Genomic DNA, 24,450 nt, shown 5'->3' with positions numbered 1-24,450 from the left:
AGCATTCTAGGCGCTTATTTGAAGGTGGCGAGCCAGGCGCTCACGTCGTCGAGCACGCGGCTGACCGCCACGTTGGACGCCTGGGCGGCGCCGGCGGCATCGTAGGTCGTCAACGGCACCTTCTGTTCAAACGTATGGCGGCCCAGCAATCTGCGTTGCTTCAGGTCCACCAGTTCGGCACGCAGTTCCAGCCGCACCTGCCCCGGCTCGCGGGTGGCGTCGTGATAGAACTCGACCAGCCGGGTATCCAGCATCAGGTCGCTGTGCACGACCCCGCCGGCGGGTGCGACCCGGTAGCGGCCAAGCCGGTCGAGCCGGGCGCGCAGCAGTTCGGCGAAGCGCCTGCCGGGCCGCTCGGTCCAGCGGGCAAACTGGTACTGGCCGCGGGTGTCGGCACTGCGGCTGAAGACGAGCTGGTCGCTATCGTAAAAACCGCCGGTGGTGGTATCGAGCACCCGCAGCGTAGGGGCGTCGGCAGGCACAGGCGTCGGTGCGGCGGCGGGCTCGGCGTCGTTCAGCACGTAATACACCACGCCGGGCGCGTTGGCACTCTGGCCGAAATTGACGCAGCCGCTCAGTGCGAGAACGAGGGCGATCAGGGAAAGACCGGTTTTCATGGAAGTTTCTCTCCGGGGCCGAGCTGCTTCTTGTCGGGGCCGAACAGGATGGCACGCGGATTCGACAGGCGCTGCCCGGCCGTGTTGAGCACATCGGCGCTGGTACGCACGTCGCGGCTGACGCTGTTCAATTCCAGCGTGCCGGATTCGCTGAGCTGCTGAACCTGCTGGGAAATCAGGTTGGCGTCGCGTTGCAGTTTCACCATCGCGACAGTGGCTTCCTTCAGCGCAACGTTGGCGTTCTGCCCTACGCTGGCAATGTTGACTTCGGCGCGGGTGGCGGCCTGGCCGATGCTGGCGCCGGCCAGACGGAATTCATCGGAAGCGTCACGGATACTCCGCACGGCCGCGGTGAGGTCTTGCTTGTTGGCCGCCAGGTGGCGCGACAGTTCATCGAGGTTGGCCAACGTCTGGCTGATGGCATGCTGGTTCTCGTCCGACAACAGCGTATTCATTTTTTCCAGCACCTGCGCGCCGTTCACCGCCAGCCGCGAAAGGGCGGTCGCGACCTTGTCGATATCGGAACTGCCCTCGGCGATGACCGGATAGCGCTCGCCATCGGGCGCCTTGCTGAGCAGCGGGCCTTCGGTCGGGCCGTTGGTGATTTCAACGGCTGCAATGCCGGTCACCAGGTTGCGCTTGATGAAGGCCGTGGCGCCGCTATGAACCGGCACTCCCTCGTCGATGCGTGCGGTGACCGCGACCGCTTCTTCCTGCTTGTTGGAGAAACGGTAGCCGTCGACCACCCCCACCTTGATGCCGCGCATTTTCACCGGGCTGCCGACCGCCAGGCCGTCGAGCGACTGCTCCTTGAAATAAATCGTATACGTCTGATAGGCGATGGTGTCGGCCGCGCCCGTCAGCCACACGATGGCCAGGGTCAGCAGACCAACCACGGCCAGGACCACCGCGCCGACCAGGGTGTAGCGACCTTCAGTTTCCATGCTGGGTTTCTCCCTCCGTGGCCCGCGCTGCAAAGTAGTCGTTGAGCCACGGGTCGTCGATGTGCTTCAGTTCGGCCACCGTGCCGCTGCCGAGCACGCGGCCGTTCGACAGCACGATGACGCGATCGATAATCGAAAACAGTGTATCCAAGTCGTGGGTGACGAGGAATATGGTGAGGCCCAGGCTGTCGGCCAGCAGCCGGATCAGCGTGTCGAACGCGCGGGCGGAAATCGGGTCGAGGCCGGAAGTCGGCTCGTCGAGGAACAGCAATTCCGGGTCGAGCGCCAGCGCGCGTGCCAGCGCCACCCTTTTGCGCATGCCCCCGGAGAGCTCGCTCGGCCGCTTGTCCGCAGCATCCGGTGGCAGGCCGGCCAGCGCGAGCTTCAGCCGGGCCAGCCGGCGGCAGGTGGCGTGCGGCAGGTCGGTATGCTCGAACAGCGGTGTGGCGACGTTATCCTCTACCGTGAGCGAGGAAAACAAGGCGCCATCCTGGAACAGCACGCCAAAGCGCCTCCGCAGCACGTTCATTTGCTCGGTCGTGCTGTCCAGAACCGATTGCCCGAATACTTCGATATGCCCTGCTTGCGGCCTCAACAGGCCGATGATTTCGCGCAGCAGCACCGATTTTCCGGTGCCGCTGCCACCGATCAACGCGACAACCTCGCCACGCGCGACGGACAGACTGAGGCCGCGATGAATGCTGTGTCCGCCCAGCGTGGTCGACACGTCGCGAACCTCGATCACGGACTCGGCCATCAGATATCCAGCCGCACGAACGTCACGGCAAAAATGGCGTTGAGAATGATGATGGCGATCAGGCTCTGCACCACGGTGGAGGTCGTATTGGCGCCGACGCTGCGCGCGTCGCGGGTAACCGACAGGCCCATGCGGCAGGCGATCAGCGCGATGAACATGGCGAACACCGGCGCCTTGCCGAGTCCCACCACCAGGGTTTTCAGCAGGATCACATCGGCCATCCGGTCCATGAACATGGAATACGAGATATCCAGCTGTTGCTGCGCCACCAGCATGCCGCCGGCGATCCCGGCGATATCGCCGATGAATACCAGCAGCGGCATGGCGATCAGCAGCGCCAGCATGCGCGGAATCACCAGGACAGCCAGCGGCGACAGGCCGAGCGTGGTGATGGCATCGATCTCCTCGGTGACTTTCATGGTGCCGAGCTGCGCGGTGATGGCGGCGCCCGTGCGCCCGGCCACGAGAACGGCGACGATGACCGGCGAAATCTCGCGCATGATCGCCAGCAACAGGCCGTCGACCACAAAGATGTTGGCGCCATACTGCTGCGCCTGATCCCCCAGCAGGTAGGCGAATACCACACCCAGCAGGAACAGCATGGCGGACACGATGGGAATCGCACCGACGAATACCGCACGCACCTGGGCCGCGAATTCGCGCCACCGCCAGCCGCCGGGCTTGCCTAGTAATACCCACAGTTCGATGGACAGCCGGCCGACGAAATCGAGCAGGCCGAGCGCATGCTCCGCCATTACCTGTGCGCCGCGGCCGGTCATCGCCAGCACGCTTTCGCGCCGGTGCTCGGGCTGCGCGGCCGAGGCTGCGCTGTGGCGGTTGACCAATTCCAGTATCGCCAGGTGCTGCGGCTGGAAAGCCTGCAGCTCGGGCATCGGGTCGTTCGCCTGCGGTCGGACAGCAGACAGCAGCAACCACGCGCCATTGGTATCGAGCTGGGTGACGCCGGCGCCATCTATGGCCCGTATGGTCTTGCCACCAAGTGCCAGCAAGACTGATGCGGCTCCGGCATGCCAGGCACCGCTGACGACCAGCGTAGCCCGGGCCTCGTCGAAGTCCGCGCGTGCTTCCGTCACGCCAGCCCTAAAGGATTGTTGGGATCGATGCCCGGCATGAAAGGCAGGCCGCGCTCGCGGTGGGTGACCTGGTAGACGCAGCCGATCCAGTTGCCGACCACGCCTTCGGCCGTGTCGTGCCAGGTATTGTCGAGCAGCGGCAGCACCTGCGCCTCGGGGAAGGTCAGTATCTCGCCCGCCTGGGTGCGGCTGCCGAACTCGGCCAGCAGCGCCTGCGCCTGGCGGCTGAAATAGCGCTCGGGAAACGGGGGGGACGCAGGCAGCTTGCCCGCCGCCGCAAGCATCAGGTCGCGTTTGTATTCCTTCAGGAGCGAGACGGTGTCGTATTCGGGATGTCCCTGGAAGAACACGGTACGCAGGCCGTCCCCGCTTACCGCCATGTGGACGCCGGCTTCCTCGCTCTCGACCAGAACCTTGACCCCCGCCGCCTCGAACTGCGCACGCGAGATGTCGTTCCAGCGCGAATGCGGCACGTCGAAACGCGTATTCACGTCGGCCACCAGCGGGTGGCGGCCATCGGTCACGCGATGCTCGAATACCCCCCAGATCTTCCGCGGCTGCATGATGCGCGCCTGGCCATGGCGGAACTGCATCACCGCATGCGTGGCCAGGCACGAACACAGCGTCGAGGTGACATTGTCCCAGGCCCAGTCGATCACTTCGATCAGCGGTTGCCAGAACGGCTCGTCGGCAAGGTCGGAATGGGTGACGTTGGCACCGGTGATGATGAGCGCATCGAGCCCTTTCTCGCGGATCGCGTCGAAGCTTTCGTAATACTGCGCGATATGCGACTGCGCCGCCTCGCCGCGCGGCAGCGTCGGCAGGGTGAAGGGATGCATGTAGAACTGCGCGATCGGGTTCGATTCGCCGACCAGCCGATAGAACTGCCGTTCGGTCGCTTCCAGCGCCGCGTCCGGCATCATGTTCAGCAGGCCGACATGAAGCTCGCGGATTTCCTGGTTGGCCGCGCGCTCGGTCGACAGCACCGTGATGCCGTCGCGGCGCAGACGCTCGAAGGTGGGCAGGGTGTTATGCGCGACCAGCGGCATCGTCAGTCCTTCTTGCGCGCAACGGCTGACTCGACCAGTGCGAGGAAATCGCGCTCGTCGCGCACCTGGGCCACCTCCTGCGAGGTCACCGTATAGCCGTGCGGCCTGGCGATCGCTTCGTAGCGGGGAATGCGCGAATGGAACAGGCGCGGAAACACCCAGCGGGCGAAGTCGTCGGGCTCGATCTGCGCCACGAACTCGATGCCCTTTTCCTTCAGATAGACCGGCAGCTGTTCGGCGAGGAAGGCCGGGCGAAAATACAGCGGTTTGGGATCGGACTGCGCACGCTTGATCAACGTGTCCTCCTCTTCGCGGGTCGTGGTCTGGATATAGAGGATCAGCGTATGCTCGGCAAGCAATTCGACCACGCCGGGCTCGTCCAACTCGCACAGGCTGCCGCCGACGTCGTTGACGAAGTGATGATAGCCGTAGATTTCCTGGCCTTTGCGGATAAACGCCGGCACGTCGCGCATGGCGGCGATTTCGCCGTCGCGGTAGGCCGCCTGGCGGCGCGAGAACTCGTCGAGCGGGAGCCCGCCCCATTCCGGCCCCCCGAGCTTGCCGACGAAGGTCAGCACCGGGCCAAGGTCGTGAATCTTGATGTTGTTCTTGATGTCGATCCAGTCGTTGCGCAGCAGCTCGCGCAAAAACGGCACGCTCATCGCCTGCTGCTTGATGAGATCCAGAATCGGTTCATCGAGGTAGCGCGTGCCGATGCGGTAGTCGCCGGAAAAATGGAACCAGTCGTGACCGCGCAGCATGGAGGAGATGTGCGTCTTGCCGACGCCGGACATGCCGAGCAGGGTAATGCGCTTGGTCGGCCAGGCGCGGAAGGCTTCAGGTGTAAAGTGCATGGGGTCGGTTTTCTTGAGGCTAGCGCGAAGCCTACCGAAAAGCCACCCAATAAAAAAGGGCGTCGGGATGCCGGGCGGCATCCCGACGCCCTTACCCTGCTGTGACGACCGTCAGGCCGCGACGCGGAACGCCGCCATTGAACTGCTGAGCTGACCCGACTGCGCCTTCAACGATTGTGCCGCCGCGCTGAGCTGAACGACCAGCGCGGCGTTTTGCTGCGTCATCGTATCGAGCTGCGAAATGGCCTGGTTCATCTGGCCGATGTCATTGTTCTGCGATTGCCCGGCATCGGCGATGCTGACGATCAGTTCCGCCATGCGCTCCACGCTCTCGAAAATCTCCTGCATCGTGCGCTTGGCGTCGTGTACCAGCTTCGACCCGGCTTCGACCCGTGCGGTCGAGGCGTCGATCAACGCCTTGATCTCGCGCGCCGCGCTTGAACTGCTTTGGGCCAGCGCGCGCACCTCGGACGCGACCACGGCGAAGCCGCGCCCGCTGTCGCCCGCACGGGCCGCCTCGACCGCCGCATTCAACGCAAGAATATTGGTCTGGAAGGCGATGCTATCGATCACCCCGACAATCTCGCCGATGCGGGCGGCCCCGTCATGAATCTCGGTCATTTGCATCACCACGTCCTGCATCGTCTGCGAGCCGAGCAAGGCCACCTTGCTCGACTGCGCGACCACATCGCGGGCTTCCTGCGTACTTTGCGAGTTGCTGCGCACCATGCCGGCGAGCAGCTGCATCGAGCTCGAGGTCTGCTGCAGTGCGCTCGCCTGGCTCTCGGTACGGGTAGACAGATCGGTATTTCCGCTGGCGATCTCCTCGGACGCGCTGTTGACGTTCTCCACGGTCTGGCGCACCTCGAGCACCATGGCGCGCAACTTCTTCCGCATCGAATTGAGCTCGCTCCGCAGCCAGGAAATCTCGTCCTTGCCGGGGGAGCTGATCGCGGTCTCGAGGTCACCACCCGCAACCTGCGCCACGCATTGCACCGTGGATTCGACCGAATCCTTGATGCTTCTGCGAATCGCCCAGCCTGCCAGCAGCGCAAATCCGACGCCCGCAACGGTAATCAAGCCGATCACCCATTCCGCTTCCGATCCGGAGGCGGTTCCCGCCGCACCGCCCATGGCTGCATGTTGCAGCGCGGCAGCTCTGTTTTGCAGTGACCATATCGCGCTTGCCCCCAACACGCCGACCACCGTGGCCATGACCCAGAATCCGATCATGACCCGGCGCACCAAACTGACCTCACGAATCCATTCCACAGCAGTACCCCAGTTCTTCTATCAAGTTGAGTGGCGGGCAGACGTGGAGCTTGCCTGCGCTTGACAGCGTTATCGGTGGCGCATGAGACGGCTGAAGCGCACTAAGCAAACACCCTAGTCGTCCCCGTGAAATTCCGTACCTGCCGGATGCTGCATCGCATCTGCGTATATCGACCCTTCTCCCGGACAGCCTTTCTCGGCAGTCCATCGTGGTGCATGCACGCCAGCGGCCGCACCAATTCAGGCCATGGTCCGCCGTCGTCCTCCTCCACCACGGTGCATGCGCCCTGCGCCTGCCACGCCAGTACACGGCGGCGGCGCCTATCTCGCATATCGGACTCTGATGGCATATCTATTGCTCTCTGATGTTCAACGGGAATAGCGGCGCCTTGTCGTCTGCATCGCCCGCAGGAGACCAGGGTGTTCCGATTCCGTCGACAGGCAGGGGCCACGGCGGAACAAACACCCGGAAGTACACGCCCCCTGTGCTCCCGGGACCTGCAAACCCGATATCCCCACGGAGTGCACCATGCGTCAGAACCGCCTGCCGAAGCGATTGCTCACCACCGCAACCGACATCCCTGCCGGCGAATGGCCACGCCATCTGACGAACGCTGCGACGCTGCCCTGCATTCCATGAATCGGGTCGAAAACCTGCAGCCCATCGAGCCGGACATGACGGACCCGGCGGCGCCGCTCGACGTCACGCGTCTGCTCACCACCATCACCGACAATCTGGTCGGGATGATCTACCGCTGCCGCATCGATGCCATCTGGACGATGGAATACGTCAGCGAAGGCTGCCACAAGCTCACCGGTTATCGCCCCGACGAACTGGTATTCAACAACCGCGTGTCCTATGACCAGATGACCCTGCCCGAGGATCGCGAGCACGTCGGCCGCACGATCCGCGCCGCCCTCGCGGCCAACGAGGCCTTCGATGTGGAATACCGCATCCGCCGTGCCGACGGAAAGGTGCGCTGGGTTCTGGAGCGCGGTGTCGGGCTGGTCGACCCGCACGGCCACCTGGCCTGGATCGAGGGATTCATCCAGGACATCTCCGAGCGCATGGCCGCCAACGAAGCGCTGCACGAAGCGGTGCGGCGCTATCGCAGCATTTTCGAGCACGCCACCGAGGGGATCTTCCAGACCACGCCGGAAGGCCGCTATCTCAATGCCAATCCGGCGCTTGCGCACATCTACGGCCATGCCTCGCCGGACGAACTGGTTGCGCACCTGCACGACATCCAGCGTCAGCTCTATGTGCTGCCGGAACGGCGCGCCGAATTCGTGCGGTTGATGCAGGCGCATGGCGTGGTGCGCAATTTCGAATCGCAGGTCTACCGGCGCGACGGCCACATCATCTGGATTTCCGAGAATGCGCGCGCGGTGCGCGATGCCGACGGCAGCGTGCAGTTCTTCGAAGGTACCGTGGTCGATATCACCGAGCGCAAGCAGCACGAAGCCGTGCTCGAGCACCAGGCCAGCCACGACAGCCTGACCGGCCTGCCCAACCGCTCGCTGCTGCGCGACCGCATCGAACAGGCCATCGTCAAGGCGCAGCGCGACCATCATCTGGTGGCGGTGGTGTTCGTCGATCTCGATCACTTCAAGCTGATCAACGACAGCCTCGGCCACCATGTCGGCGACCGCCTGCTGCTGGAAGTCGCCGACCGGCTCATGGCCTGCGTCCGCGGCCACGACAGCGTGGCGCGCCAGGGCGGCGACGAGTTCGTCCTGGTTCTCACCGAACTGCACGAGGACAATGAAATCCTCGCCATCGTCAGCCGCCTGCTGGAAATCATTTCGCAGCCCTGGATGGACGAAGGGCAGGAATACGGGCTCAGCTGCAGCGTCGGCATCAGCTGCTACCCGCAGGACGGCGGCGATCCGGACGCCCTCCTGCGCTGTGCCGATGCCGCCATGTACAAGGCCAAGGAATCCGGTCGCAGCACTTATCACTTCTATACGCCCGAACTGAACCAGGCGATCAGCGAACGCCTCGAACTGGAAAACAGCCTGCGTCACGCGCTGGAGCGCGAAGAATTCCGCGTCTATTACCAGCCCCGCATCGACGTCGCCAGCGGCCGCATCATCGGCGCAGAAGCCTTGATCCGCTGGGATTGCCCGGGCAAGGGCATCATCCCGCCCGACAGCTTCATCTCGATCGCCGAGGAAACCGGACTGATCATTCCGATCGGACAATGGATCCTGGAGGAGGCCTGTCGCCAGAACAGCGCCTGGCAGCGCGCCGGGCTGCCGCTCATCAACGTGTCGGTGAACCTATCGCCCATCCAGTTCCGTCATACCGGGCTGGTGCAGGCGGTGGCCTCCGCCCTGGCGCAGGCCGGGCTCGACCCGGCCTTCCTGGAACTGGAACTGACCGAGTCCTTCGTCATGCACGATGCCGAGCGCATCAATGTCGCCATGAAGTCGCTGAAGACGCTGGGCGTCGACATTGCAGTGGACGATTTCGGCACCGGCTATTCCAGCCTCAGCTATCTCAAGCGTTTTCCCGTCGACCGCCTCAAGGTCGACAAGAGCTTCGTGCGCGACATCGACAGCGACCCCGACGATGCCGCCATCGTGCGGGCCATCATCACGCTCGGCCATGCGCTCGGGCTCAAGGTGGTGGCCGAGGGCGTCGAAACCCTTGCGCACCTCGAATTCCTGCGCCAGCACGGTTGCGACGAGCTGCAAGGCTACTACTTCAGCCGCCCGATCCCCGCGCTCGAAATGGAAGCCTTGCTGTGCGCCGGCGGCGCCAGCCAAACCGACATGAACCACCCGGATGACCATGAACCGTAACGACCTAGGCCTTGCCGGCGCCTTGCGCGATCTGTCACGACGCTACTTCGCTCCCCAGGCCGACATGGCGGCCGGCCCCGCGCCGGTTCCCAACGCCTATCTCGGCGTATGGCGTCGCAGCCTGCTGGAAACCGCCGGGCTGTGCGACACGCACAGCCACGTCTTCTGGCTGCAGACGCCGCGCTGGCACGCCGACCTGCGCCTCCCCGCCGGGCGGCCGGATTTCTCCGGCGTCCACAGTCTCGCCGAATGCAGCGACGCCCAGCTGGCCTGGCTGGCGCGCCAGCAGGGATTTTGCGGCGTCACCCAGATCGATGGCGAACGCTGCACCTGGCACCGCCAGATGGATTTTCAGCCTGCCAACGGCAGCCGCGACATCGGCCGCATGATCTTCGACGGCGAGCGCCTGACCGAAATCGGCCTCGAGGCCGACTACCGGGAGATCTGGGAACGCCTGCCGCCCAGCCGCGGCGGCACCGCCGCGCTCGAGCTCGTGATGGAAGCGGGCGAACAGCCCGTCCGCCCGGCCTGGCTGCTCGTCGCCGGGGCCTGCTTCATGTATGTGCAAGGCCGCCCCTATCCGCTGCCCGATGCGCCCGACCTGCCGCACCTCATCGCGCGGATGCAGCCATCGCATGCGCAATGGCTCGAGTGGCTGGATGTCGAAATCAGCTTCGGCTATCGCATGGGACCGAACCCCTGGCGTATCGAACATTCCACCCTGCCATTTCGCGAAGAGACCTTCCTTACCCACCCCGGCGCCATCCGCCGCCTGGGGTACCAGATCGCCGTCGAAGGCAGCCGCGAACGGCGCTGGCGGATACTGGACTGGAGCCTCGGCGCTGCGCTCTGAGTGCGTCCGCCCAGCGCCGATGCGCGCGGGAGCGGACGTCAGCTGGCCGCAGGCCCCCGCAATGCTTCGATCAACCGCCCATCATCTGACGATAGGCCGCGTCGGCCAGTTTCTGCATGTCCTGATGCGCGATCTGGCCGGACAGGGCATAGCCGAAATCGCGGTCGATCCAGTAGAACACCTCGACACCGTTTTCGGTGACGTGGCGGAACGCCGTCTCGCGATTGCCCGTCACGGCACGCCGCACATAGAGTGTGACACGATGCCCGCCCGCATCCTGATACATGAACTGTGCCACCGGGCCGGATTCACCTGCCAGCAGGCGCCCGCCCAGCAGTTCGAAACCGAGCGCGCCGAATTCCGGCGCCTTGATCGGTACGCCGACGCGCTTGGAAAGCCAGCTCACCAGATGCGCGGCGTGGGCCGCATCCACCTCGACCGGGTGCCGCGCCTCGGGGCTGAACACCGCATGCGCGATCGCTGCATCGCGGGCGAAATGCAACGGCACCGGGACGGGTTGATCCTCTCTGAGGCCGATGCCGTAGCCGATCAGGCCGCTGGCGGCCAATGCAAGCGCCGCCGCCATCGCCCGCCACGGCGCACGGACCGGCCGGCGGCGCGCCGCACGTACCAGGTCGATCGGCAAGGGTTCGTTGAGCACGCCATCGAATGCGGCATGCAGCGCCTGGTTCTGTCCAGCCCATGCCTGTACCCGCGCGGCGTCCTCCAGATGCGCAGCCAGCCAGGCCTCGACGTCCAGGCGTCGCGCCTCGGGCAGCGCGCCATCCACATAGGCATGCAAATCGTCCTCGCGCACAGGATCCGTCATTTCACCACCTTCAACTGTACGGCGGGCTCGCCCGCCAGCATGTGCCGCATCCGCTCGCGCGCACGGGCGAGACGCGACATGATCGTGCCGACCGGCACGCCCAGAACCTGGGCGGCCTCGGCATAGGAAAACTGTTCCAGCCCAACCAGCAGGATCACTTCCCGCTGCTCATCGGGCAGCCGCACCAGCGCTGCGTGCATGTCGCGCGCCGCCAGTGCTTCCATCTGTCCGCCGCTCACCGGGATGTCCAGAGCCTCGTCGAGTGCCGTGTCCTGCGGGCGGCGGGTCCGCAACTGATTCACGAACAGATTGTGCATCAGCGTGAACAGCCAGGCGCGCAGGTCGCTGCCGGGCTGCCACAGATCGAGCCTGGCCAGCGCGCGCTCGAGCGTGTCCTGCACCAGGTCGTCGGCACGCGCGACATCGCCCGTCAGCGCCCGGGCGTAGCGGCGCAGACGGGGCAGGTGCTCGATCAGATCCGGCTTAGGGCTTAGCCGCATGCCACACGTTCTTCACGCCGTCGCCCGTGGTATCGCCCGGTTTCTGGTCCTTGACCCAGCGATACAGCGGCTTGCCCTTGTAGGCCCACTGGCGGCTGCCGTCGTCGCGGGTAATGATGCTGTAGTCGCCGCTCGCCTTGTCGCCGGTCGTTGCCATCAGCGGCGGCCAGTTCGTCGCGCAATCGCCGTTGCACGCGCTCTTGCCGGAGCCGGCGGCATCCTTGTCGAACACGTACAGCGTCATGCCGTCGGCGTTGGTCAGCACGCCCGACTGCATGGCCACGGGCGCGGCGTTCGGCGTCGCACAGGCAACGAGCAGGACCAGGCCTGCCAGGGAGGAAGTGAATGCGGTTTTCATGGGAAATCCTTTTCTCGAAAATGGAGGGATGCAGTCAGCCTGCATGGACGCAAACACCGGGACGCCCCGATTTATTCCATCGCCACGAAAATTTATCCAGCCCGATCGACAACCGCATTATCCTGCGATGCGGCAGAACACGCCTCCAACCCGGATTCTCAGCTATACCAAGTGGGACTGCCCAGAAAGGACACCATGCCGGACACACTCAAGACCGCGGTGATTGCCGCACTGGAAGACCAGGACGTCCGCCGCGCCATGACGGAAAACATGCAACAGGCTGTCCAGGGGACGCTCCAGACCACCCTGCCTGCAGTGGTGAAAGCCGCCGTGCTTGGCACGCAACAGGCCGCAGACCAGAAAAAAGGCGACCCCTACCGCACCACCATCTATTTCCTGGCCGGCCTCATCGCCTTCTGCCTGGCGGTCATCACCGGGATTTTCAACGCCTTTCCCGATCCGCCTGCCGACACCGGCGATGTTGTCTACCGCATGCTGGGCGGCGTGCTCGCGTGGATCTCGATCACGGCGCTGGCCGCCACCGTGTGCATGGCCATCGTCCAGATTCTCAAATACAGGCACCGCAAGGACGCCAACGCACAGGATCCGGACACGGCCACGCTGGCGCTGCTCATGGGCATTCCAACGGTCTTCGGCGCCATGGCCGTCAGCTATTGCGTCCGCGGGGGCATAGCCGTCCTGCATGGCGGCACGGAACTGGTCGGGCTGCTGGATGCACTCTGCAAGCTCATTCGTTTCTGAGGCGCCGATTTGAGCTGAGCCGCGCTCGAGCGGCCGCTTATTTACCGAGGCGGGACCGGGCGGATTCGATCGCCTCGCCGATGGCATCCCATGCCAGTTCGACGCCGGCTTTCATATCCTGCCAGGCGCCCTCGCTCGCAGTGCGCAACGACTCCAGCCTGGCGCGCGCCTCGTCCTGCCGGGTGCGCAGCGTAGCGATCTGCTTCTGATACGCGTCGCGCGCGCCCGCCTCGGCATGCTCCATCCTGGCTGCCAGCGCGTCGATCTCGGCATTGCCCTTGTCCAGCAGAGAATGCATCTTGCGCACATATTCGTCGCGGGTACTCATGTCAGTGTCCTTTCGTTTCGGTTGCATTCCGCGCAAGCGCGCGATCGATCTTGTCGTCCATCTCGCCGACCAGCGCGGCAAGGCCATTGGCAGCTTCGTTCATGGATTGCCGCATCGACTGTTCCATCTTGTCCATATGGACATCGGCCTGCCCGATCGCATCGCGCAACTGCGCGAATTCATGCGTGACCTGAGCACGCAATTCGTTCAGGCGCGAAGCTTCGGCGCTTTCCGCAAGTTTGCGCTGGGCCTGCAATTCCTGATTGTGGCGACGCGACTCCATCAACATGTTCGTGCGCAACATCAGGGCATAGAGGACAAACAGCGCCACCAACACCAGCGTCACGCCCAGCAGGATCACCCCGAGCGGCCCCTCGACATGGAAGGCCACGAACGACAGCAGGGTGGGGGCGGTCAGCACCGACCAGTTGGCCAAAGTGAAGCCCGCCAACAGAAACAAGGCCACCAGGATGACTGCGCCGAGTACGTTCATTGCCATTCCTTCAATTCTTGTAGGGGTACACCCAGTATAGACGCGCGAGGAAACAGGCTGCCTGCGCACGCTTCACGCCGATCATCCACGAGCGTTCTTATCCGGCAAGCTGTCCGCCGCCTCGGGGCATAATGACTGCTCTCGATATTTCCGGCTCCATCATGACCCTCCCGCGCCTGCCTGTCCTGTCCCTGCTCGAAACCCGCGTCCTCGGCGTGCTCTGCGAAAAGCAGCACACCGTACCCGACACCTATCCGCTGTCGCTCAATGCCCTGGTGGCCGGCTGCAACCAGAAGACCAGCCGCCATCCCATCATGGAGGCCAGCGAGGCCGAGGTGCAGGCCGCCATCGACGCGCTCAAGGGGCCGGCCCTGGTCATCGAGTCCAGCGGCGGCCGCGTGACGCGCTACGCCCACAACACGGAAAAAGTCCTGCGCCTGCCTGCCCAGTCCGTCGCCCTGCTCACCGTGCTGATGCTGCGCGGCCCGCAAACCGCGGGCGAGTTGCGCATCAATAGCGAACGCCTGCATCGCTTCGCCGACATCTCGGCAGTGGACGCCTTTCTGCAGGAACTGGCCGAACGGCCCGATGGCGCCCTGGTGACCGAACTGCCGCGCCAGCCCGGCTCGCGCGAAAACCGCTGGGCGCATCTGCTCAGCGGCACCCCGGATATCGAGGCAATTCCGGCAGCGCCTGCCTCTGCATTCGAACCCGGCGACACCGTCAGCATCGGTGAAATCGCCGCGCTCAAGACACATGTGGCGCGACTCGAAACCGAAGTCGACGCCTTGAAAGAATTAGTGCGTAGACTGTGCGAGGAACTCGGCGTGCAGCCCTGAAAGGGGCGCATTGCGCGCCCCACGCACACGACCGGTTGAACTGTCTATATTTCATTCAAACTGAACGAATGGATGACGCATGCCGGATTGGGTACGCAAATCGATGGGGGCGGTTATCGCCCTCGCTCTGGCAGGCGGGATCGCATATGCCACGGAAAGGCACACGACTATGGAACTGACTTCAAGCGCATTCGCCCCGAACACCGATATTCCCAGCCTGCATACCTGCGAGGGCAGCGACCTGTCGCCTCCGCTGGCGTGGACCGGCGTACCGGCCGAGACCCGAAGCCTGGCGCTGATCGTCGACGACCCCGATGCGCCCGACCCGGCTGCGCCGAAAACGACCTGGGTGCACTGGGTGCTCTACAACCTCCCGCCCAGCACCCCCGGACTCGCCGCCGGCATGACCACGACGCGGCTGCCGGCCGGCACGCGCGAAGGTCTCAACGACTGGCAGCGCACAGACTATGGCGGCCCCTGCCCGCCCATCGGCCGCCATCGTTACGTCTTCAAGCTATACGCACTCGACACCCGACTGCCGGTTTTCTGGTCGGCGACCAAGGCCACACTGGAAAAGGCGATGCAGGGCCACATCCTGGCGCAGAGCGAATTGGTGGGGTATTACAAAAAGTCAGGCAGGCGCTCGTAGATCGCTGGAAAGTCGGTTTTTTGTTCCGGCCGATTGGCCAAGTAGCGGCAATATGCCGAAGTGAATGCTGGCGCCGATCGTCATCGCAAAAATACTCCACACAAGTCCCGCGTCAGATCCTGGCTCTTGTCGCAGGATCTGATTAGATTAAGGCGTATTCATTTCGACAGCCGATTCCGGCTTCCCCGAAATGCTTAGCGACTGGCTACCCGGTTCGACCGCCATCCTCCATAATCCGGCATCCTGAAAGTCCGGTTTATTCCATGCGCCGCCTCGCCCTGCTCCTCTTCACTGCCCTGCTCACCGCCTGCGCCGCGCCGCCACCGGCGCCGACAGTACCCACCCCGACGCCGAAACCGCCGCTTAAGATCGCGCTGGTCCTGGGCGGCGGCGCGGCGCGCGGCTTTGCCCACATCGGCGTGATCAAGGCACTGGAGGCCCAGGGCATCGTGCCCAGCATGGTGGTGGGCACCAGCGCGGGATCGGTGGTGGGCGCACTCTATGCCTCGGGCATGAGCGGATTCGACCTGCAGAAACAGGCCCTGGACATCCAGGAGAACATGGTGACGGACTGGGTCATGCCCAACCGGGGCGTGTTGAAGGGCGAGGCGCTGCAGGACTTCATCAACCAGCAGGTGAAGAACCTGCCCATCCAGCGGCTGCCGAAGCCCCTCGGCGTGGTGGCCACCGACCTGCAAAGCGGCGAGATGGTGCTCTTCCGCCAGGGAAACACGGGCATGGCGGTTCGCGCTTCCAGCGCCGTGCCGGGCGTGTTCCAGCCCGTCGAAATCAACGGCCGGGATTACGTGGACGGCGGCCTCACCTCGCCGGTGCCGGCCCAGGCGGCACGCGCCATGGGGGCGGACTTCGTCATCGCCGTGGACATTTCCAACGTCAACCGCCGCGACAGGCTCGCCGGCACGCTGGACGTGCTGCTGCAGACCTTCGCCATCATGGGCCATACGATCAGCCGCCACGAGCTGGAAGATGCGGATGTCGTCATCCGGCCGAAGACCGCCACCGTGAGCAGCACCGATTTCGCGGATCGCAATCTCGCCATCCTGGAAGGCGAGAAGGCCGCCGCCGCCGTCATGCCCGAACTCAAGGCCAAACTCGCCCGGGCCCAGCAGCGCTGAAGACGCATTTCCCGCACGCCGGGGAACGAGTTGGACAATAATTGGGGATGACCCCGGCTCCCCCCATCTCCACGGCCAGCCCTCGCCCCCTGTCGGCGCTGGCTGGCCTGTGGCCTTTCCTGCGGCCCTACCGGGCCCGGCTTGCGCTGGCCTTCATGCTGCTGTGCCTGGGTTCCGGAACCATCCTGCTGGTGCCGCTGGCGTTTCGCGATCTCATCGACTTCGGCTTCGGCCAACCGGCGCAACCGAGCGGCGGCCTGCTCGGCGCCTTGAGCCTGAACGGACATTTCGTCGTCCTGTTCGGCCTGGCGTGCATCTGGGCGCTCGCCGTGGCGGCGCGCTACTACACCGTGGCCTGGATCGGCGAGCGGGCAACGGCGGACCTGCGCAGCGCCGTCTACGCGCGCGTGCTGGCGCAATCGCCGCAATTCTTCGAAACCCTGACGACGCTGGTGCAGACCGTGGTCGGCAGTTCGATTTCGATGGGCCTGCGCAGCCTGTTCCAGTTCATCGGCGGCATGATCATGCTGGCCGTCACCAGCCTCTATCTGTTCTCCCTCAACCTCGGCCTGATGGCGCTGCTGACGCTGCCCATCCTCGCCATCGGCCGCAAGGTCAAGAAACTCTCGCGGGAATCGCAGGACAAGATCGCCGATGCCTCGGCGCTGGCAGGCGAGATTCTCAACGCCATGCCGACGGTGCAGGCCTATACGCAGGAACAGCAGGAAGCCCGAAGGTTTTCCGAGCGCACCGAAGCCAGTTTCGTCACCGCGATCCGGCGCACGCGCGTGCGCGCCGCGCTCACGGCGCTGATCATCACCGCCGTGATGGGGACGATCATCTTCGTCCTGTGGATCGGCGCCCGTCAGGTACACGACGGCATCCTGACCGGCGGCCAGCTCGCCTCTTTTGTCCTTTATGCGGCGCTGGTGGCCGGCGGCGTCGGCACCCTGTCGGAAGTGTGGGGCGACGTGATGCGCGCCGCCGGGGCGACGGAACGGCTGCTCGACCTGCTGCACGCCGAATCCGCCATCCACGAGGCCCCCAGCCCGCAAGCGCCGGCTCAGCCGGCCCGGGCGGCGATCCGCTTCGATCACGTCACGTTCCGCTACCCCGCCCGGCCGGACACCGACGCGCTCCACGACATCCGCCTCGACATCGCGCCGGGCGAAAGCGTCGCGCTGGTCGGCCCGTCCGGTGCCGGCAAGACCACGCTGTTCCAGCTGCTGCTGCGCTACTACGAAGTGTCCGCAGGAGCGATCCGGCTCAACGGGCAGGACATCCGCCAGCTGAGCCTGCACGACCTGCGCCAGGGCATCGCCATCGTGCCGCAGGACCCGGTCATCTTTTCGGCCAATGCGCTGGAGAACATCCGTTACGGCCGCGCCACCGCCAGCGACGAAGAGGTCCTCCGCGCGGCCCGAGCCGCCCTGGTGGACGAGTTCGTCGAGCGCCTGCCCGAGGGCTACCAGACCTTCCTCGGCGAGCGCGGCACCCGCCTGTCCGGCGGCCAGCGCCAGCGCATCGCGATCGCCCGCGCCATTCTGAAAGGCGCCCCCCTGCTGCTGCTCGACGAGGCCACCAGCGCGCTCGACGCAGAATCGGAAGCCCTGGTGCAGCAAGGCCTCGGTGCCGCCATGCAGGGACGCACCACGCTGGTCATCGCGCACCGGCTGGCCACGGTGCAGAAAGTCGACCGCATCGTGGTGATGGACGGCGGCCGCATCGTGGAAACCGGCACGCCGGAGGATCTGCGCAGGCAGGGCGGACTCTACGCGCGGCTGGCCGCACTGCAACTCAACCAGTGACCGGCCGCATCCCGGCCGCTGCATTCAGTTATTCCAGAACGGGCCGATACCCCTATTAAGAATGACACCGATGCGAGACCTGCTTGAACGCTTCCCCCGCCCCTGCCGCGAGCCCACGCTCCCGCGAGCCGACTGACGCGCCGGCTGCGGAAGAAACCCTGTCGGCACACGCCAAGCGCGCGCTGCGCACCAAGGTGCGTACCCGGATCACGGCCGTGCTCGACGCCGGCATCGCCTTCCTGCAACGTCTGCGCACGAAAGCCGGCGGGGAGCCGGAGAAAACCGACGACGCCGATGACAGGCGTGGCGCCCGGCCGGACCGCTCGGAGACGCGACGCGGCGCATCGGCCGCCCCGGCCGAGACGCCTGTCGAAGTCCCCAAGCCGAAACGCCGTCTGCGCGCACTCCTGATTTATATGAGCGTGCTCCTGGTCGGCGGCGCCGGCGGCGGTGCCCTCGCCTATACCCTGTTCCAGCAACAACTCGACCAGGTGCTCAACGACAACCTGCGCCAGGAAGCCGCGCGTGCGAAGAAAACCCGGCCCAGCGCCGACATCCAGAAGGCGTTCGACAACGAGCAGACCCAGCGCGCCGACGCCGAGAAGAAGCTGGCGGCGTCCCTCGCCGCCTACTCGGCCGCCACCTCCGACGCCCATCGCCAGCTCGAAAGCCTGATCGGCGAGCAGGTCGCGGAGAACCGGCGCCTGCAGACAGCCCTGGCCGACTCGACCCAGTCCAGCGCGGAAACGCACAAAGCGCTGACGGAAGAACAGGCCAAGCGCACTACCGCAGAGGAAAAGCTCGTCGAGACCTCGAAGGCCATGGCCGAAAAACAAAAGCAGCTCGACGCGGCGGAAAAGCAGCTGGCCGCGCTCAACGTCGCCGAAACCTCGCCCGGCGCCCGGCGTGACCTGCTGGCCAGTCGCAGCCCCCGCGACGAGTCGAGAAACCGTCCGCTCAAGACAGGCAACTGCACGCTCGGCACAAACAACGTCAACGCGCTGAAGAACTGCATCGCGGACTTCAACCGCTAAGGAAACGCTGAAAAAGCAGGTTTGCCGGGTGGTTCGACGAGCCTGTCCTGAGCTGCGCCGAAGGGCTCGCCACGAACGAAATCAACGGGTTGCCGTTCGTCCTGAGCGTGTCGAAAGACATGTTCAGCGTTCCCCACGTCTTACGGCCGACCGACAAGGGAAGCCCCCCCCCGCGCTCACGCGCCGCCGATGAGTTGCTGCACGTCGTGGGCAATGGCCACCGCACTGCTGGAGGATTCCGCCATCAGCCGCGCCTTGCCCTTGCCGTCGAAGATGAAGACCGCGCTGCTGTGGGTCGCTTCGTAGTTGCCGTGGGCATCCGGTTTGCCGAGGCTGTAGGTGACGCGGTAGCGCTTGGCCAGCTGGCGCAGTGCCGGGTCGTCGGTGCGAAGTCCGATGAATTCAGGCCCGAATGCCTCGGCATAGCGCTTGAGCAGTGGCGGCGTATCGCGTTGCGGATCGACCGTCACGAACAATATCCGCACCTTGTCGGCAGCGGCCCCAAGTTTCGACAACGCCTGGGACAGCGTGGCCAGCGTCGTGGGGCACACGTCGGGACAATGCGTGTAGCCAAAGTACAGCATGACGATCCTGCCGCGATAGGTCTCCGCGGTGACATGTCGCCCCGTGTCGTCCGTAAGCGAGAACGCCAGCGGCGACACGATGCCGGTAATGTTGACCAGGTCCCAGGTTTTCTCCTGGCTACATCCGCTCAGCAGGGCCGCACACGAACAGAACGCCGCAGCCAGGAAAATTCGCGTACGGGCAACAGGATTCCGCAGGCTCATTGCATGTCGGCGCCTCTGACCGCGAACATCACGTCCATCGAGCGCCCTCCGGAAAACGTCAACCGGATCGGCACCACGTCGCCCTTGGCCAGCGCCCGGGTACGGCCCATCAACATCAGGTGGTAGCCGTCCGGCGTGAAATGCAGCGTCTGCCCGGGGCGCACCTGCATGTCATGTACCGGCACCATCCCCGTTTCACCGCCGCGATGAACCGTGCGGTGCATCATCACGTCGCCGAATACCGTGCTGGATGCGCCCGTGAGCGTGAGCGGCCGCGGCCCCGTGTTGGTCAGGTCGAAGTAACCGGCCAGCGGCAGATCGTCCGGCAGCCAGCGAATGCGCGCATGCTCGACAGACGCGGGACTCCCCGCAGCCTGCGCCAGACCGGCAAACGCCATGCACAGTGCTGCGGCAAGCCACAGCAGCGGTTTTCGCGAAACATCTTTCAGGGACATGGTGCCTCCATTGATCGTGTGCGTGCTTATCCGGACCGATGATCGCGTCCATCGGGCAGACAACCCGACAGGCGGCGGCGTTCGCCCGAACACGGTTTCACTGCATCTCGACGCCAGGCCGAAGCGGCCTCGCCCGCTCGGAATGGCTATCGTTGCGCCACCGCCGCAACACGACCAGCGCGCCCACCGCGCTCATCATGGCGGCCGGGATCCAGGTGATCAAGCCGCCGATATCCTGATCGGTCATCGGGGCAATCGGCCAGGCACGGCCGCATACGCTGTAGCTGGTATAAAGAATGGTGCTGCTCAAGGCGATATAAGCGCCGATGGCGATCTGCGGCAGCATGATGGCCCACAGCATGATGATGCGGGTGCCATAGCCCAACGGCTTGAGGCCGGTGTGTTTCTCCGGCCCCACGATCAGCCACCAGAACAGCAAGCCGTCGACCAGCATGCTCCAGTTCATGACGTCGTAACGCGCAAGACTGAGCATGGCCTTGAAGTGAATCGACGGGATGAGCCAGAACCCGATCAGTCCCGTGAACAGCAGCGGGGCGACGACCGGATGCTGGAGGAGCCGATAGAGCCGCAGCGTCAGCGGATTATTGAACACAGGCACGAAGAGCCCCCGACGCAGCCAACGCGGCGTACCCAAAGCCATGATCTCCAGCGGCGCCGCCAACGCAATGAGAAACGGCCCCGCATGGTGCAGCACCAGATGCTGCAGCCGATGGATCCAGAACATGTGTTGGGACAGATAATCCAGATGCGTCTGCAGAAACGCATAGATGGACGTCAGGCCAACGAAGAAAGCGGCGATACGCCAGAATCCGGGCGACGTCGCCTCGCTGCCCGCATGGCGCAGCCCGCGCACATACAACAGCACGCTGCCGGCACACAGCAGCAGCACCGTTGGGGAGAACTCCCAAGGGAGCAGAAAGAGGGCGATGGATTGCAGCAGCGAGTGCACCGTTTAATCAAGCCGTAGCGCCCCCCATTCAGCATCTCGCGCTGCCTGGACACGCTGTCCAGCACGGATCAATCCGGTACGCGCACTGAAATCGGAGATGCGTTTTGTAATTACCGTGGTCGCTTGTTCAAGAGGCCACGCCGTACTTTTGCGATTATCCGTCCCGCGTTCTTGGGCGTCGCAGAAATCCGAAAGCGTTCAGGTGACTCGTGGAAGGAGGATTTTGTTCCTGATCGGGCCGCATGGCTTCGAGCAGAGGCCAGGTTCGGGAGACGAACTGGGTACCGGCATGCTGGAGCAGACACGGTGAATCGGTCTTGATTGCCACTTCCAGTGGCCTGGGTCAGTTTCTACAGTCTCGAGTCGGTCACGAGCGGAAGCTCAGATTGAAGGCATGCCTGTCTCATGTTCGGTCAAAGCGGCCTCCCAGGCTGACTATTTCATGTGTCCGGTGTTCGGTGACTACCGGTCAACGCCCCGGTTCAGCGGCGGGCCGCGCAGCGGACCGTCCGCTGCAACCGATTGTTAGCCGCGCACGCGCCGGTAGTGCATGGCGACCGCGCCGTTACTGAGCGGCGTCGCCGAGACCAGCTCGAGCCGTCGAGTACTGGCCAGCCCGCTCTGGTACAGGGTCGGACCATGGCCAGCGATCCTGGGGTGAACAAGAAATTTGTACTCGTCGATCAGATTCAGCCGGTCCAATTCGGTCGCGAGCTTGCTGCTACCGAGGAGTACGCCGGCCGGGGTCGCGTCCTTGAGCTTTTGCACGCCCGAGCGCAGGTCGCCAGCGATGGGGTGGCTGTTGGTCCAAGGGAATTCCGTTCGCGTCGACGACACCACGTACTTCGGCTTGGCCTCCAGCTTAACCGCCCACTCGCGCATCGCCGGCGGCGCCTCCTCGTCGCCGCGAGCGACCGCCGGCCAGTAGCCCTCCATCATCTCGTAGGTGAGGCGGCCCCACAGCATCGCCCCACTCTCGTCCATGAGGTGGGTGAAGAAAGCGTGTGTCTCGTCGTCGGCGATTCCCTCCTGGTGGTCGACGCAGCCGTCCAGGGTTACGTTGAGGCTGAAGGTTAGAAGTCCCATGAAATTTTACTCAGAGTTTGGCGTCCCACTGGATTGTCGCTTGTCGACGAGTCGCTCGCAGCGAGCTAACGTTTTAGGTAAGGGGCTGGCTGGAAGCGGGCAAGCCCACTGTAAGCCAGCCCCGCTTGACCGAATTGTTAGCCATGTTTAGTTGTTTGCGGGTCTGACCCGATAAAGGGAGCCTTGGCAGCCGCCGGATCCGCCCATGACGACAGAGAATTCATACACTTCGCCCGCTGCTACGGTAACTTCGGTTTCGGTGATGTTCCCACCGCATTTCATTTTGAGCTTGTGTGGGCCTGGGGCGAGCTCGATAGGGCCATAGGCGTTCGCTGGAGCGGCTCCATCCACTTCAACAACAGAAATAGTTGGCATACGCCCCAAGGTCCACAAATTGGTACCGCCAGAAGTAACAACGGCCACTTGATTTAGACGTTCACTCGGGACGGACTGAGTTGCACAACCTGCGAGAAGCAGAGTGGCGAGGGTTGCTATAGCTGATATGGATTTTGTGGTTCTTGTCATCTGATTATTAACTCCCTGATGGCTAACGTAGAAGTGAGGGGCGGCCGGAGCGCGAAGCGCTGAGGGAACCAACCAGCGCAGCTGGTTGGCCGTCCCTCTCGACTGCCGGGTTGGGCGTTTTCACCAAAGTTTCCACCATGGCTTCTTGCCTTGGTTTTCTATGCGTTCGCCAGAATGGGGTTTCGCGCAGGTCCGCTCGACTGAAAGGTTAGTCGTCATGGCTACTTCAGTACGAACGTTGTACGAAGTGGAAGCTCAACCTTCCGTATGGCGTCTCGAAGTACCACTTCGATTGACCAATTGCCTGGTGGATCGCCCGGATCGCCCGAGAAGGTAATTACCGGTGCCGAAAGCCGGAGGTAGTATGGGCCGCCTTGGATAGGCCCGGCAAAACAGGTCATGTCTTTTTGATCGAACGAAACCTTTCCTGTGGGAGCCAACATTCGTACATCACAGCGGACGTCAGCATTCCGTCGTTCGTCTAGCTTTGGGTTCACAAAAAAGATAAGAACATGGACCTTCTTACCATATGGCACCGTTCCGGCTCTGTTGAAGTTCGGCTTTGTTTCCGGAGGAGTGTTCCACTTCTTTTCCCAGGCTTCGTCCGTCGTCGCAAGCAACGAACCGGCAAATTCGCTTTTTGACTTCATCGACTCCGTTTCTGCCACGGGCTTTCCGCTACTGTCGTGCCAAGCGCTCCCTTCGGCGTGAGCTGGCGCAACCAAGAGCATGCAAAGCAGTGCGGAGTAGCGGATGAGGCTCATAGGGATCCTGTGACGGCTAAACGTTGACGGTAATGGGCTGGCCGGAAGCGGACGAAGGCCGCTGTAGGCCAGTCCCGCTTGACCGAAGTGTTGGGCGTCGTCATTTTGCGATTGGCCGCTTTGCAAGCGCCTCCGCCAGGAAGCCCATAAGACGCGCCTCATTGAACTGGTTAGTGAGCACTAAAATCTCTTTTCCAAGGGAACTGAGTTCTTCGACTGTAGGAAGCGGATGCCAACTATGATCGTTGGTACGTCGGAAGGCCTCGCCATCAACCCCGACTTGCCGGCGGATTTCATCACCAGCGCCGATGCCGGCAGCCGTGCCCTGAGCCTGCTGGCCGATGGCGAGTTCGGGCTCGACGGCGACAAATGGGTATTCATCGGCCGCGCCGAAACCGAAGCGACCAGGCAGGCGGCGCTGACCGCGCTTGCCGCGGTGCCGGCGCTCGATCAGTGGGAAACCAGCGTGACGCTGCTGCCGCCCCTCGATGTCTGTCGCGACAAGGTCGGCGCGCTTGCCGCCCGCAATGCCATCACCTTCCAGTCTGGCAGTGCCAGGATGGCCGAGGAGTCGCTGCCCGTGATTGACGAGCTGGCGGGCGACCTGGCCCTGTGTCCGGAAGCGACCGTCAATGTCGAAGGTCACACGGACTCCGACGGCGAGGACGAGGCCAACCTGGCATTGTCGGTGTCCCGTGCCGAAGCGGTTGTCGATGCGCTGATCCTGCGCGGCATCGGTCCGGAACGTCTCTACGCCATCGGCTACGGCGAGAGCCTGCCGATCGCAAGCAACGAAACCCGGGCCGGCAAGCAGGCGAACCGTCGCATCGTGTTCACCCTGGCCGACGAGTAGCGAGACGCGATGACCCTGGATTCGT

26 protein-coding genes are annotated in these 24,450 nt (G+C 64.1%); 9 read left to right on the top strand and 17 right to left on the bottom strand.

Annotated elements, in window-relative coordinates; all coding sequences use genetic code 11:
* Positions 1-14: 14 nt before the first annotated feature.
* The 7 genes from ABT23_RS02865 to ABT23_RS02835 form a co-directional block, all read right to left on the bottom strand.
* Complete coding sequence (locus tag ABT23_RS02865; RefSeq protein WP_296630867.1) at positions 15-617, bottom strand: ABC-type transport auxiliary lipoprotein family protein; 603 nt, start codon at positions 615-617, stop codon at positions 15-17.
* A complete protein-coding gene (locus ABT23_RS02860; protein ID WP_296630864.1) occupies positions 614-1,561 on the bottom strand; it encodes an MlaD family protein in 948 nt (315 codons plus the stop codon). Before ABT23_RS02860 ends, ABT23_RS02865 begins: the two co-directional genes overlap by 4 nt.
* Positions 1,551-2,318, bottom strand: coding sequence for an ABC transporter ATP-binding protein (locus ABT23_RS02855; protein WP_296630861.1), 768 nt, complete (start codon positions 2,316-2,318; stop codon positions 1,551-1,553). Before ABT23_RS02855 ends, ABT23_RS02860 begins: the two co-directional genes overlap by 11 nt.
* Positions 2,318-3,412: an ABC transporter permease gene (locus ABT23_RS02850; RefSeq protein ID WP_296630858.1), complete on the bottom strand. Its 1,095-nt coding sequence runs from the start codon at positions 3,410-3,412 to the stop codon at positions 2,318-2,320. Before ABT23_RS02850 ends, ABT23_RS02855 begins: the two co-directional genes overlap by 1 nt.
* Positions 3,409-4,461 carry a homoserine O-succinyltransferase gene (locus ABT23_RS02845; protein ID WP_296630855.1) on the bottom strand — a complete coding sequence of 351 codons (1,053 nt, stop codon included), beginning with the start codon at positions 4,459-4,461 and terminating at the stop codon, positions 3,409-3,411. Before ABT23_RS02845 ends, ABT23_RS02850 begins: the two co-directional genes overlap by 4 nt.
* A 2-nt stretch (positions 4,462-4,463) precedes the next feature.
* Positions 4,464-5,315 carry an ATPase gene (locus ABT23_RS02840; protein ID WP_296630852.1) on the bottom strand — a complete coding sequence of 284 codons (852 nt, stop codon included), beginning with the start codon at positions 5,313-5,315 and terminating at the stop codon, positions 4,464-4,466.
* Between the two features lie 111 nt (positions 5,316-5,426).
* Positions 5,427-6,548: a methyl-accepting chemotaxis protein gene (locus ABT23_RS02835; protein WP_296630849.1), complete on the bottom strand. Its 1,122-nt coding sequence runs from the start codon at positions 6,546-6,548 to the stop codon at positions 5,427-5,429.
* Between the two features lie 630 nt (positions 6,549-7,178).
* Between ABT23_RS02835 and ABT23_RS02830 the strand changes: the two genes are divergently transcribed.
* Together ABT23_RS02830 and ABT23_RS02825 are read left to right on the top strand one after the other, a co-directional pair.
* A complete protein-coding gene (locus tag ABT23_RS02830; protein WP_296630846.1) occupies positions 7,179-9,395 on the top strand; it encodes a bifunctional diguanylate cyclase/phosphodiesterase in 2,217 nt (738 codons plus the stop codon).
* Positions 9,385-10,248 carry a hypothetical protein gene (locus tag ABT23_RS02825; protein ID WP_296630841.1) on the top strand — a complete coding sequence of 288 codons (864 nt, stop codon included), beginning with the start codon at positions 9,385-9,387 and terminating at the stop codon, positions 10,246-10,248. Before ABT23_RS02830 ends, ABT23_RS02825 begins: the two co-directional genes overlap by 11 nt.
* A 70-nt stretch (positions 10,249-10,318) precedes the next feature.
* Here ABT23_RS02825 and ABT23_RS02820 read toward each other — a convergent pair whose 3' ends face one another.
* From ABT23_RS02820 to ABT23_RS02810, 3 genes are read right to left on the bottom strand one after another with little or no spacing between them, the layout of a single operon-like run.
* The gene (locus ABT23_RS02820; RefSeq protein ID WP_296630838.1) at positions 10,319-11,077 is read right to left on the bottom strand and encodes an anti-sigma factor; all 759 of its coding nucleotides are present in this window, start codon (positions 11,075-11,077) and stop codon (positions 10,319-10,321) included.
* The gene (locus ABT23_RS02815) at positions 11,074-11,577 is read right to left on the bottom strand and encodes a sigma-70 family RNA polymerase sigma factor (RefSeq protein WP_296630831.1); all 504 of its coding nucleotides are present in this window, start codon (positions 11,575-11,577) and stop codon (positions 11,074-11,076) included. The genes ABT23_RS02820 and ABT23_RS02815 overlap by 4 nt, the downstream gene beginning before the upstream one ends.
* Positions 11,561-11,935 (bottom strand): hypothetical protein, encoded by a 375-nt coding sequence (locus ABT23_RS02810; RefSeq protein ID WP_296630828.1) that lies wholly within the window; start codon positions 11,933-11,935, stop codon positions 11,561-11,563. Before ABT23_RS02810 ends, ABT23_RS02815 begins: the two co-directional genes overlap by 17 nt.
* Before the next feature lie 195 nt (positions 11,936-12,130).
* Here ABT23_RS02810 and ABT23_RS02805 point away from each other — a divergent pair, with 195 nt between their 5' ends.
* A complete protein-coding gene (locus ABT23_RS02805; RefSeq protein WP_296630824.1) occupies positions 12,131-12,697 on the top strand; it encodes a hypothetical protein in 567 nt (188 codons plus the stop codon).
* 37 nt (positions 12,698-12,734) lie between these two features.
* Here the strand turns inward: ABT23_RS02805 and ABT23_RS02800 are convergent, their stop codons facing one another.
* Both ABT23_RS02800 and ABT23_RS02795 read right to left on the bottom strand, forming a co-directional pair.
* Positions 12,735-13,025, bottom strand: coding sequence for a coiled coil domain-containing protein (locus ABT23_RS02800; protein WP_296630821.1), 291 nt, complete (start codon positions 13,023-13,025; stop codon positions 12,735-12,737).
* Between the two features lies 1 nt (position 13,026).
* Positions 13,027-13,518, bottom strand: a complete 492-nt coding sequence (locus ABT23_RS02795) for a hypothetical protein (protein ID WP_296630818.1) — start codon at positions 13,516-13,518, stop codon at positions 13,027-13,029.
* A gap of 161 nt (positions 13,519-13,679) precedes the next feature.
* Between ABT23_RS02795 and ABT23_RS02790 the strand changes: the two genes are divergently transcribed.
* From ABT23_RS02790 to ABT23_RS02770, 5 genes are all read left to right on the top strand, one after another.
* Positions 13,680-14,357, top strand: coding sequence for a YceH family protein (locus tag ABT23_RS02790; RefSeq protein ID WP_296630811.1), 678 nt, complete (start codon positions 13,680-13,682; stop codon positions 14,355-14,357).
* 169 nt (positions 14,358-14,526) lie between these two features.
* Positions 14,527-15,006, top strand: coding sequence for a YbhB/YbcL family Raf kinase inhibitor-like protein (locus tag ABT23_RS02785; protein WP_296630808.1), 480 nt, complete (start codon positions 14,527-14,529; stop codon positions 15,004-15,006).
* 263 nt (positions 15,007-15,269) lie between these two features.
* Positions 15,270-16,142 (top strand): patatin-like phospholipase family protein, encoded by an 873-nt coding sequence (locus tag ABT23_RS02780; protein WP_296630805.1) that lies wholly within the window; start codon positions 15,270-15,272, stop codon positions 16,140-16,142.
* Between the two features lie 47 nt (positions 16,143-16,189).
* The gene (locus tag ABT23_RS02775; RefSeq protein WP_296630802.1) at positions 16,190-17,950 is read left to right on the top strand and encodes an ABC transporter transmembrane domain-containing protein; all 1,761 of its coding nucleotides are present in this window, start codon (positions 16,190-16,192) and stop codon (positions 17,948-17,950) included.
* An 83-nt stretch (positions 17,951-18,033) separates the two neighbouring features.
* Positions 18,034-18,984 (top strand): hypothetical protein, encoded by a 951-nt coding sequence (locus tag ABT23_RS02770; RefSeq protein WP_296630799.1) that lies wholly within the window; start codon positions 18,034-18,036, stop codon positions 18,982-18,984.
* 176 nt (positions 18,985-19,160) lie between these two features.
* Here ABT23_RS02770 and ABT23_RS02765 read toward each other — a convergent pair whose 3' ends face one another.
* From ABT23_RS02765 to ABT23_RS02745, 5 genes are all read right to left on the bottom strand, one after another.
* Positions 19,161-19,772: an SCO family protein gene (locus ABT23_RS02765; RefSeq protein ID WP_296630796.1), complete on the bottom strand. Its 612-nt coding sequence runs from the start codon at positions 19,770-19,772 to the stop codon at positions 19,161-19,163.
* Positions 19,769-20,227, bottom strand: a complete 459-nt coding sequence (locus ABT23_RS02760; RefSeq protein ID WP_296630794.1) for a copper chaperone PCu(A)C — start codon at positions 20,225-20,227, stop codon at positions 19,769-19,771. Before ABT23_RS02760 ends, ABT23_RS02765 begins: the two co-directional genes overlap by 4 nt.
* Positions 20,228-20,324: 97 nt before the next feature.
* A complete protein-coding gene (locus ABT23_RS02755) occupies positions 20,325-21,197 on the bottom strand; it encodes a cytochrome c oxidase assembly protein (RefSeq protein ID WP_296630792.1) in 873 nt (290 codons plus the stop codon).
* A gap of 525 nt (positions 21,198-21,722) precedes the next feature.
* Positions 21,723-22,283, bottom strand: a complete 561-nt coding sequence (locus ABT23_RS02750; RefSeq protein ID WP_296630789.1) for a dihydrofolate reductase family protein — start codon at positions 22,281-22,283, stop codon at positions 21,723-21,725.
* 746 nt (positions 22,284-23,029) lie between these two features.
* Positions 23,030-23,572: a hypothetical protein gene (locus tag ABT23_RS02745; RefSeq protein WP_296630786.1), complete on the bottom strand. Its 543-nt coding sequence runs from the start codon at positions 23,570-23,572 to the stop codon at positions 23,030-23,032.
* Positions 23,573-23,810: 238 nt separating this feature from the next.
* On the opposite strand from ABT23_RS02745, the gene ABT23_RS02740 reads away from it, so the two are divergent.
* Positions 23,811-24,425: an OmpA family protein gene (locus ABT23_RS02740; RefSeq protein ID WP_296630783.1), complete on the top strand. Its 615-nt coding sequence runs from the start codon at positions 23,811-23,813 to the stop codon at positions 24,423-24,425.
* Positions 24,426-24,450: the final 25 nt, after the last annotated feature.

The sequence above is a fragment of the Thiobacillus sp. SCN 63-57 genome, from assembly GCF_001725555.1.
In the GTDB taxonomy this organism is placed as follows: Bacteria; Pseudomonadota; Gammaproteobacteria; order Burkholderiales; family Thiobacillaceae; genus Thiobacillus.
The sequence above is the reverse complement of the archived record's forward strand: the minus strand, read 5'-3'. Positions and strand labels throughout refer to the sequence as shown.